The following is an 8,937-nucleotide window of genomic DNA, read 5'->3' as shown; positions in this document are numbered from 1 at the left end:
CCTAAACCCCGCTATCTCGGGCCCTCCCACCCGCGGGGCCGGGGGGCGGGGCCCCCCCCCGCTAGGTACGCGGGGCCGGGGGGGGGCGCCGCTCCCACGGTGTTTTGCCTGACGAGGTTGATCACATTCTGATCGGGTCGTCGGTGATGGTCACAGGTCACTTTCCCCCCCCCCTTTTCGCAAAGGGGGGCTAGGGGGGATTTCGGGCGGCAGGCGTCATCGCTCGCATCAGGAAACAATTGATGGACACTTTCTCTAAATAGCGCCAGAAGACAGATGGCTGAGGCCGGACGAGCTTTACGCCCTTCTACAAGGTTTGGATCATGTCGACAGTCTGTGGTGCGTGAAACGTGTGGGACGGGGTGCATACCTCGTCCCGCTCGGAGGCGCTCCAGTTGCTCGGAATCGGCACTCTGGAGCCGGGCTTGCACATCAGGCGTCGGCGGACCGAATTTCGCCTGCATCAGCAGCAATAACGCATTCGCTTCCCACGCTCTTCCGCAAGACGCTCGAAGCTCATGACCTAGGAGGGCATGCTCGTGCTCCTGCAAGCGGGGCGGGGTATTCACCCCGACCCGAATGTTTGGGGCGCTCCCGGGTGGTGATGGCGCTGGTCTTGATGGGACGATCAAAGGTTGCGGGCGGGGCGAATGCCCCGTCCGGATGGGTTTGATGCCTCAGCGTTTCCAGCAGGTGCTGACGGCACTGTCTGCGCCTTTTTGCCCCATCTCATTTAGCGTGAGGGTTCCGCATGTGTCGGCTGCTTGTGGTCCGCCTGCGACCGGAGTGGCCTGCAAGCTAAAGGCGTTTACTGTTGGTGCTGCCGAAAAGGCAAACGCGTAACGCTGGGGCATACTGCCCTCCTGCGTGCAGGCGCGTCCATTTAGGAAGGCTGTCTGGGCGGCTGCGTCGGCAAATGTGTAGCTCATTGGGGTAGAAGCGGTGTAACGGCGCTCCATGCTCTGGGCTAGATCTGACAGACATCCTGCGGCATTCGAGCGCCAGGAGCTACGTATCGAGTTTTGGTAGGAGGGGTAGGCGATCGCGGCAAGGATGCCGACAATGGCGACCGTGATCATCAGCTCGATCAGGGTGAAGCCGCGGCCCGCAAATTGAGGTGCTTGCATAGAGATGGGATCCTGTCGAATGGTCTCGATGTGGCTCGTAAGATTCGCGTAAGCGCAATATGCATTTGAACGCTTTTTGTGCGCTCCCTTCGCTCTCTCATAGAGCAGCGAGCGAGGGGAGAACTGCGGTCGCGGAGGTGCTCGCTGCTCCGATAGCCCTGATTAAGAAGCGCTCCGCCAGATGCTTCAGCGCAGCTGACGCCAACCTTGCCGACCAGCAGAGGCGCCGCTCTTCAATCCTCTGGCGTAACGTTCCGTGTGATCGCCGCCAGGAACCAACAGCTCATAAGGCGAGTTCGGCACTTCGATCGTAATGATCTCCTCGCCCTGGCCGTAGTTGAGGCCACTGACGTTGGCCCAAGTGCCGTCGTCCAACTGAGTGCGATCGTCCTCGTCAAATGCGCCGTTGAAGTCGAGATCGAGGACGGCGCTCGCTGTGCGTCCACCAGTTGCTAAGTCGAAGTCCATAAGATATCCGTTGCGGCCAGTTCCACAGATATCGTCATCGGGTATCAACGTGCTGAAACGGGCTCGGACCAAGCTGCCACTGTAGGCGATTGAGGGGCTGCTGATGACTCGCTCGCCCAGCTCGCCCGTATCGGCCTGATCGAGGTCGATATACCAACCATGTTCCGGATTGTTCGTATCGAGCTCATTGTTCGAGAGGACTCGTACACGGTGAGCGTAGCTTCCGAAGGACTTGACCTCTTGTAGGACAATGGTCTGTTCCAGCAGGTCATCGCGGTCGAGCGCGGGACTTGGAAGCGAGCCGTCCTCTAGGTCGAAGATGCCGTAGAGGGACTGAATGCTGTCATCCGTCGTATCGGACGTGCGCAGGTAGCTACCCGTGCCGAAGGTCACTACGGCGTAGTCCTCGACGTCTGCTAGCTTGCCGACAGCAGGGCGCGCTGTAATAGGCTGCGGGTTGTCGGAGTCGTCCGTCGCTGTGAACAACAGTCCGGCCGACCAGTTCGAGGAAACGGTATCGGCGACATCGAATCGCCAGAGATTTCCGAGGAGATCGCCGGCATAAATGCGTTGGGCCTTGTTATTCAGCGCTGGCCAATGTGTGCCGATCGGGGCGGCGAGGCCATTTGGTGAGGCGGAACTGCCGATACCGGTATCGAGTTTCTGGATCAGGGCTCCTGTCTCGAGATTGACGACATAGAGAAAAGCGCGCTCGTTATCACTGTTGTAGCCATTGCCGAAGACTGTCACCCAGGTGCCATTATTGAGCTGACCGATCAGCGGTTGGCCGATGCTGTAGCCTAGGTCAGCATCGCTGAATTCCCAAAGCACTTTGGAGGCAGTGAAGTTCACAGGGTCGGTTACATCGAGCGCAAAGACGGAGCGCCCGCCGGCTCCGAGATTGGCGACTAGAATCTCCTTGTCCGGGCTGCTAAAAGAGGCCGTCATGACGGCTATGGAGCCATCCATGAGATATTGATGAACATAGTCCGGATCAGTCAAACGGCTGAGAGGTGCATGACTACTGCTCGGCTCAGGCAGCAGGAGTTCGCTTGGAATGAAAGCGAAGATCTCGCTTCCAGTGTCACCGTCGAAAGCATGCAGCATGCCGTCGTTGGCGCCGACATAGAGGACGCCGTCTCGATATTGAGGGTCAGAGTTTATGATGTCGCCGAGCAACCTTCCCTGCCGATCCCTAAACGCGGCGTTTGCGTTTTGGTCGCCGCGGAGCCAGTCGACTCGATCGCTGCCGAGCGAGTCGAGGCTACTGCTCGAATCATGATTCAGGGCTGTCTGCTGGGTTGCGGTGAGATTGGCCCAAGCGAATTCGACACCACCCCCGGAGCCAGCGCTATCGGCGGCACGGGTGAAGATCTTGCGACTGGACGGTAGGCGGCTCCCGAGCTGGGCCTCGGCATCCCAGGCCAGGGCGCCACGTTTCTCATCGGCGGTCACATAGTGGGCTGTAAAGGTGCCAGACCAGTCTTCGCTGCGAAAGCCGGCGGTATACACCAAGGTGCTGCTTCGGAGGACGGCTGAGCTGGTGGCCGCTGCGCTTGAGGACGTTTCCAGGCGAGCGCCGATTTCGGCCAAGACCTCGCCAAAGCGAGCGCCAAGCTCCGATGGAACCTCGACGCTCAACAGTGTTCCGCGACTATTGAGGGTAGCATGCCAGAGATCATCGACTTGCACCGGACTGCGCTGCGGAAGATTTGTTGGCCAAGTCGGTGGATTCGAGTAGGGATCGTCGGTGGCTGAAATGTCGACATTAAAAATCGTGCCAGGTGCACCCATGGTGACGGCGAAGAGATTCGCGTGTAGGTTGGAGTTGCAGTCGGCATCTAAGGGTTGCGGTGAAAGGCTGCACCTAAGCGGAACGGGGACGTATCCTGTGTCCAGGTCATTCCGGGGATTATCCAGGTAAAGTGCTGCTGCAATGTCGCCCATTGTGTTGGAGACCGTATCCGCGAAGGGCGAGCCGAGTGCGTCATCGCGATTCCCGACGCCGGTGTTGTCCGGATTGGAATAGCCGTCCGTGAAGAGGACGCCGAAGTTCATCTGGCACTTTTCTTGGATGGGTGCGCCCGAATCCGTTCTCTCTAGCTGATCTGTCATCGCGTGTACGGCTAGGCGATTCGGAGTGCCGCCTCCCCCAAGAAAGTTTTTGTAAACCCTTTCGAAGAAATCATCTCGGTTGGTCGCATCCGAGAGGTCTAAATAATCTAGATCCGTCGCGGGGCTGGGGCGGTCGTTGATCCGGTAGCTCCCGATGCGAAAACCGTAAACATCCTCGAATGCTTGGCCGATCGCTCCGCGGGTCGCTATGTGACGCTTATGATAATAGGTGAACCAATTAGCGAAGTTTTTGATGGCTGCATCATAGGCCGCCGTTGTGTCGAAGTTCTCGGGCTTGATCTCATAGCGGATCATTGCCGAGCCGTCTGGTGCGACACCGTCTATAACGGCGTTCGCGCCGCCGATGGTCTTGCTCGACTGATACCCGAATCCCGCGGGTAGGGGTGTCGTTTCCAGTAGATAAAAGGTTGCTGGATAGTAAGAAACGGGTACGTCTCGCTCTTGATCCAGAGCTCGATCCGTTGCCGCCGTTTTCCAGTTGGAATCACTCCAGTCGCGATAGCGCACTCCTGCAGGTATTGTCATGCCGGGATACATCTTGAAGACGTGATTGGATTCCGTTGACTCAATCTGGTTAGTTAGATCGATGGTTTCACTTCCCCGTGTGGGGTCGGTCTTGGCCGCCGTTGGGTCAGAGTCGCCAAATGTGTAGCCACCTAAGCTCGGCCATGGCTCATAGGTCGTCGCTGGATCGAAATACATCATATTGAAACTGGGCGATCGGGCGAAAGCGAAGGCGCCGATGGGCGGGATGGCATAGTGATCGTTGGTGCTGTCGCCATAGTTGCGTCTGCCGCTTGTTTGTCCTGTGCCATTAGGGAAGAGATAGACGAATTTTTTCCAGGTACCGTTGGCTCCTCCTGCGCTATTGAAGTTGATCACTCCAGACTCAACTGCGTCGGCTTGGTTGCGTCCTGTAAAAGACTGATCGCCGGTGTTCCACCAGAGTGCGCCATCATTGCTCTTCATGAGCACCTCTGAATCCATGGATCCAGAGTCGTCCATTGCCAAGGTTAGCGAGGGAGTTACTTGAGGAACGATAAAGAGCGGCTTGTTGCTGATGTCGACACCAGCAACCGCTGGTATCGCGAGGACCAAAGCGAGGACTGTGCCCGTGAGCAACTCGCTGATGCTGAAGCGTCGCTTGATCGGGTTTGATGCGGACATGGTCTTGCCTCCGGGCGGAGCACGCCTCTTCGTTGAGTTTGTGGGGGAGTTGAGTATCGAATGAGTGCGCCGATGTCCAGGCTGGCCTGGAGTTGAGATGGGCCGCCTGCGTCCCTTTGTGATCAAGGCTCGTACATGGTTTGCAGGATAACGATGGCCGTGTCCGTCGCGCCCCGGCTTAGCGCGGTGACGACATAGATCTCACGTGGTTCGGTTGGCGCCGTGCCCCACTCGATCCCGCCTGGGCTAACTTCGTAGGGCGGGCCGACGTGATAAGAGGGTCCATCGCTGGCAAAGTCGGAATAGGCTGGGCGACTGTCTGCCGGCCACGTGGATACGCTCAAGAATCCAGTGCGCGCTGGGCTGGAGGTTCCGTCCCACTGTGCGGGATTTGCGATGTTCGTACTGGCCGTTGCCGCAGCCTGGTTGGAGGTTGCGTTGATCCAGCTCTCTCCGGCGCGGAGCGCCGCTTCTGCGCCCTGGAAGGCGACGTTGCGAGCGCGAACATTGCCTGCCATGTGCTCATCCAGGCTCGTGGTCTGGATGGCGGTCATCCCAATGATCGTCATGACCAGAAGGATGATCAATCCGATCACCAAGACCACGCCCTCTTGGCGCCGACGGCTCGGTTGCGGACGAGGAGTCTCGTATGTCTTCATGGCAGTCGGTTCCGCAGTCCTACAGTCGTGTTGAATGTCTGATAGATGCGCCTGTCCGTTGCGGTGAAAGCAGTCCCGTCATTCAGGATGAAAGGCAACGACATGGGCTGCTCGACGAGGTTGTTCTCGTTGCTTCCCAAGAGCAAATTCAACTTGACGGCAAGCACGTCGTTCCAGTTGGAGACGGCGCTTGCATCGACATAGTTTCCTCCGCTGACCAGGTAGGTGATCTGCATGTCGAAGACCCCTCCAACCAGCTCCTGCTCATCCGGTGGACTGGGGGCGCCTTCGTCGAAGCGGCGTTCCCATAGGGCTGGCAGACCGTTTGCGCCAGTAGCGATGAAGTACATGCGACTTCGCAGCAGGCGGATTTCCATGTCGGTTCCATAGCTGTGGCTCAGGTTGGTTGCTGCAGGGTCTTTGTTGCCGGGTGTGCCGGATGCGGCGCGTGAAAGGTTGCTTGCCGTGTCTGCGGCGCGGTTCTGAAACACGTCGCAGCAGACGTAGCAATCGTTGGCGTCGTCCGCGATCACCAGGATCGCGTTGTTGAGTCCGTTCGGTCCAGCTAGGCTGATCGTTTCCGAGGTGTCGGAAGTTGTGCCGGACACCGTGAGGCCAGACAGCTCCGCAGCGTGCTTGAACATGATGACGTCGGTCCCTGCCTCGTAGGATGCCATCTGTCCGTTTCCAACATCGGGGTCATCTCCCTTGGTGCCGTTCCAGCCCATCACGGCTCGCCTTAGGTCAAAACGGTCGGCGGTATAGCTTGAGGACGTCTCATCGAGTAAATTGGATTTGTCAATCTCGTTGACGCAGAGACTCTTAAAGCCAGCCTGCCTGATGTCGCGTGCCAAATACTCGAGCGCGAATCTCCCGTTTTCCTGAAGGCGCGAGATGGCGTCGGTAACACGATAGCTCTGCTTGGATCCGAGATAGATCTGAAGGAGGCCGGCTGTGAGGAAAAGGCCTACCGTTATGGCGACCATAAGCTCAACAAGCGAGAAACCGACTTGAGATTCTCGCGTAATTGATTGCGTCTGTCGTGGGCTTAAAGTAGACATCATAGTTCAGTCGTGAAAATAAACGACTCAGCCGCATTTCCGCCAAACCTGACTTGCTCATTCCAGGTAACTGTAACAGTGACGGTAATGCGACTGCCGCTCGTGGTCACGGCAACTGCCCCATTTCCTTGTGGCAGAAGGCATGCTAGACGGTTATTCCATTCGTTTACGTCAGCCGTCGCGATGACGGATCCGGTCCGGGCGTAGCTCACTGAGCAGGCGGTCGTATAATTGCCTGCATAGGCTGCCGCATTGGCGCGGTTGGCGCGCATGGCGTCGGTGATCTCATAGGCAAGATTCGTGGCCTGTGTGCGCAGCAGGGCGCCTTGGTTCATCCTGACCGAGATTCCTAGCAGTCCGCCCAATCCCAAGAGTCCAACGGACAGAACCACTGCTGCAACGAGTGCTTCTATCAAGGTGAAGCCAAGCTGCAGAGAAGGTCCCTGCCTGTCAGCACGAATGCTCATGGGCAGGCTCCGTCGGCGACGCGGGCACGTCCGGTCATATTCAATTCCAGGCAGCGCTGCTCTGTGCCGGCGTCGAATTGGAACGAACCGTCGGGAAGCCCGTCGCTTCCCCGACTCACGCCGGAAGGAAGATAGGTGAGAAAGTTGGTGAAACCTCCATCTCCAGTGATGGTGGCATCACCGCCGAGGGCTTGAGCTACTTTCAAGCGAATATCGCTGCCATCGAACTGGCCTTCTGTGCCGCCACCCACGCCGTCGACGAATACCAACCAACCGTCTTGCCAATTGGCACTGGTAGAGCAACTTGGTGATGCAACGGTGGTATCTGCGGACTTACATACTGTGACCCTTAATCCCCGGGTTACGGCCTCCGAGCGAGCTAAATGCAGCGCAGCGCTGAATTCATTGGTAACGCCAGCAATTCGATTCGTCGCCACTATGGAATGGAACGAGGGCACAGCGACACTGAGGAGAATGGCGCCGATGGCAAGCGTCATGATCAATTCGATCAGTGTCACACCGGCTTGGCACTGCCGGGCGGCGTTTCGCCTGGATGCGCGCTTTGACCAATAAGTCAAGAAGTGGGTTCTCATTGTTGGCGTCCGTTGCGGGTTAGTCTTGTTCCGCACGCAGGAGGTTAATAGTCGTCGACGCTGCTTTGCACAGCACTCGGTTAGCTTGGCTTGGTGCGTCGAAAGAGTCCATGGAATCCCCTTCGCCGAGCGTTCTCCGCTGCAGGCAGGTATGCTCTCTGTCCAGAGCGGGTTCCTTAGGTGCTTAAGGTGATGCGGCTGCAGTCTCGCCGTCGCTCGACTTCGTCGGCCGTTACCATAGCGTGTTTGAAATCGCGCGGTCCGGATCCTTGATAAGGAGGACGATCGATGAATCCACCGGGATGTCGTCGACGCCCTATGGAAGAGCCTAGCCAGTTAAGCCGACAGGGGATGTGGAACTCTTCACAGTTTAGCTGCTCGCCACAGTTTAGCTTCTCGTCGGTTGCTCGGAGGGCGACTCGCAGATCGCGTCTTCGGCAATCGCGAACTGTCTGGGTCACCGGGGTCCCGGGGGAGGTCTTGTAATCCAGCGGGCTTGATCGTCGGGCCGCCCAGTTGGCTGAGTAGACACCGCGCATCCTTCAGGCAAAGCGACGTGGGGCGGTTGGGCCAAAGGACGATCGAGTCCGCCCGCGAGCGCAAGATGATCATCGTGTCGAAGGATACGGACTTCTCGGGTCGGATAATATGGGTCGCGTGCTTTACTGCGCCGTGTTCGCGCAAGCGGACGAGGTGTATCGAATCTCAGCTTGCGCAAGGCCACCCCGAGAGAGGTTCGAGACTATGCCGGTAACATCTAAATCAGGTCGGGTTTTCGATCTGCCGAGTTCGGAAGAAGAAGCGCGGATTCGTGAAGGCATCGTCGCCGATCCAGACACGCGCGAATTGTCCGATGAGGAGATGGCCCAGCTCCGCCCGCTCGGCCGTCCCAAGGCTGAGGTGGCGAAACAGGCCATCTCCATCCGCCTTTCGCCGGAGGTGCTGACACACTTCAAGGCCATTGGCCCCGGCTGGCAGACGCGCATTGATGCGGTGCTGGGCGACTATGTCAATGCGCGCCACTGAGGCTGTGCGGCGGCTGCTCGCGTTGAGGTTGAATGAACGCCCTCGGGCACGGAATGGATTGACGGCGGATGTCGAGCGATGACTGGTTGACGGTGCGGAGTGGAGCTCATGTCCTCACCATCAACCGGCTGGAGCGGCGCCCCCCCCCCGCGGGGGGGCGGGGGGCGCGGGGGGGCGGGGGCCCCGGGGGTTTTTAATGGGCCGCCAGTTGTTTGCGCGGGGCGGGGGGGGGG

General features: G+C 58.5%; 7 protein-coding genes. 1 reads left to right on the top strand and 6 read right to left on the bottom strand.

Annotated features, from left to right (window positions below; all coding sequences use genetic code 11):
• Positions 1 to 677 precede the first annotated feature (677 nt).
• The 6 genes from G3480_RS23780 to G3480_RS23755 all read right to left on the bottom strand — a co-directional run bounded on the left by G3480_RS23780 (position 678) and on the right by G3480_RS23755 (position 7,678).
• Positions 678 to 1,127 (bottom strand): type IV pilin protein, encoded by a 450-nt coding sequence (locus G3480_RS23780; RefSeq protein WP_164656720.1) that lies wholly within the window; start codon positions 1,125 to 1,127, stop codon positions 678 to 680.
• A gap of 186 nt (positions 1,128 to 1,313) precedes the next feature.
• Positions 1,314 to 4,898, bottom strand: a complete 3,585-nt coding sequence (locus G3480_RS23775) for a pilus assembly protein (protein WP_164656719.1) — start codon at positions 4,896 to 4,898, stop codon at positions 1,314 to 1,316.
• Positions 4,899 to 5,020: 122 nt separating this feature from the next.
• Complete coding sequence (locus G3480_RS23770; protein WP_164656718.1) at positions 5,021 to 5,557, bottom strand: pilus assembly PilX family protein; 537 nt, start codon at positions 5,555 to 5,557, stop codon at positions 5,021 to 5,023.
• Positions 5,554 to 6,618 carry a PilW family protein gene (locus G3480_RS23765; RefSeq protein ID WP_240906019.1) on the bottom strand — a complete coding sequence of 355 codons (1,065 nt, stop codon included), beginning with the start codon at positions 6,616 to 6,618 and terminating at the stop codon, positions 5,554 to 5,556. The genes G3480_RS23770 and G3480_RS23765 overlap by 4 nt, the downstream gene beginning before the upstream one ends.
• Entirely contained in the window at positions 6,618 to 7,085 is a 468-nt protein-coding gene (gene pilV, locus G3480_RS23760) for a type IV pilus modification protein PilV (protein WP_164656716.1), read from the bottom strand. Before pilV ends, G3480_RS23765 begins: the two co-directional genes overlap by 1 nt.
• The gene (locus G3480_RS23755; protein WP_164656715.1) at positions 7,082 to 7,678 is read right to left on the bottom strand and encodes a GspH/FimT family pseudopilin; all 597 of its coding nucleotides are present in this window, start codon (positions 7,676 to 7,678) and stop codon (positions 7,082 to 7,084) included. Before G3480_RS23755 ends, pilV begins: the two co-directional genes overlap by 4 nt.
• 744 nt (positions 7,679 to 8,422) lie before the next feature.
• Here G3480_RS23755 and G3480_RS23750 point away from each other — a divergent pair.
• Positions 8,423 to 8,704 carry a BrnA antitoxin family protein gene (locus G3480_RS23750; protein WP_164656714.1) on the top strand — a complete coding sequence of 94 codons (282 nt, stop codon included), beginning with the start codon at positions 8,423 to 8,425 and terminating at the stop codon, positions 8,702 to 8,704.
• Positions 8,705 to 8,937 lie beyond the last annotated feature (233 nt).

The organism is Thiorhodococcus mannitoliphagus (genome assembly GCF_010915725.1).
In the GTDB taxonomy this organism is placed as follows: Bacteria; Pseudomonadota; Gammaproteobacteria; order Chromatiales; family Chromatiaceae; genus Thiorhodococcus; species Thiorhodococcus mannitoliphagus.
The sequence above is the reverse complement of the archived record's forward strand: the minus strand, read 5'-3'. Positions and strand labels throughout refer to the sequence as shown.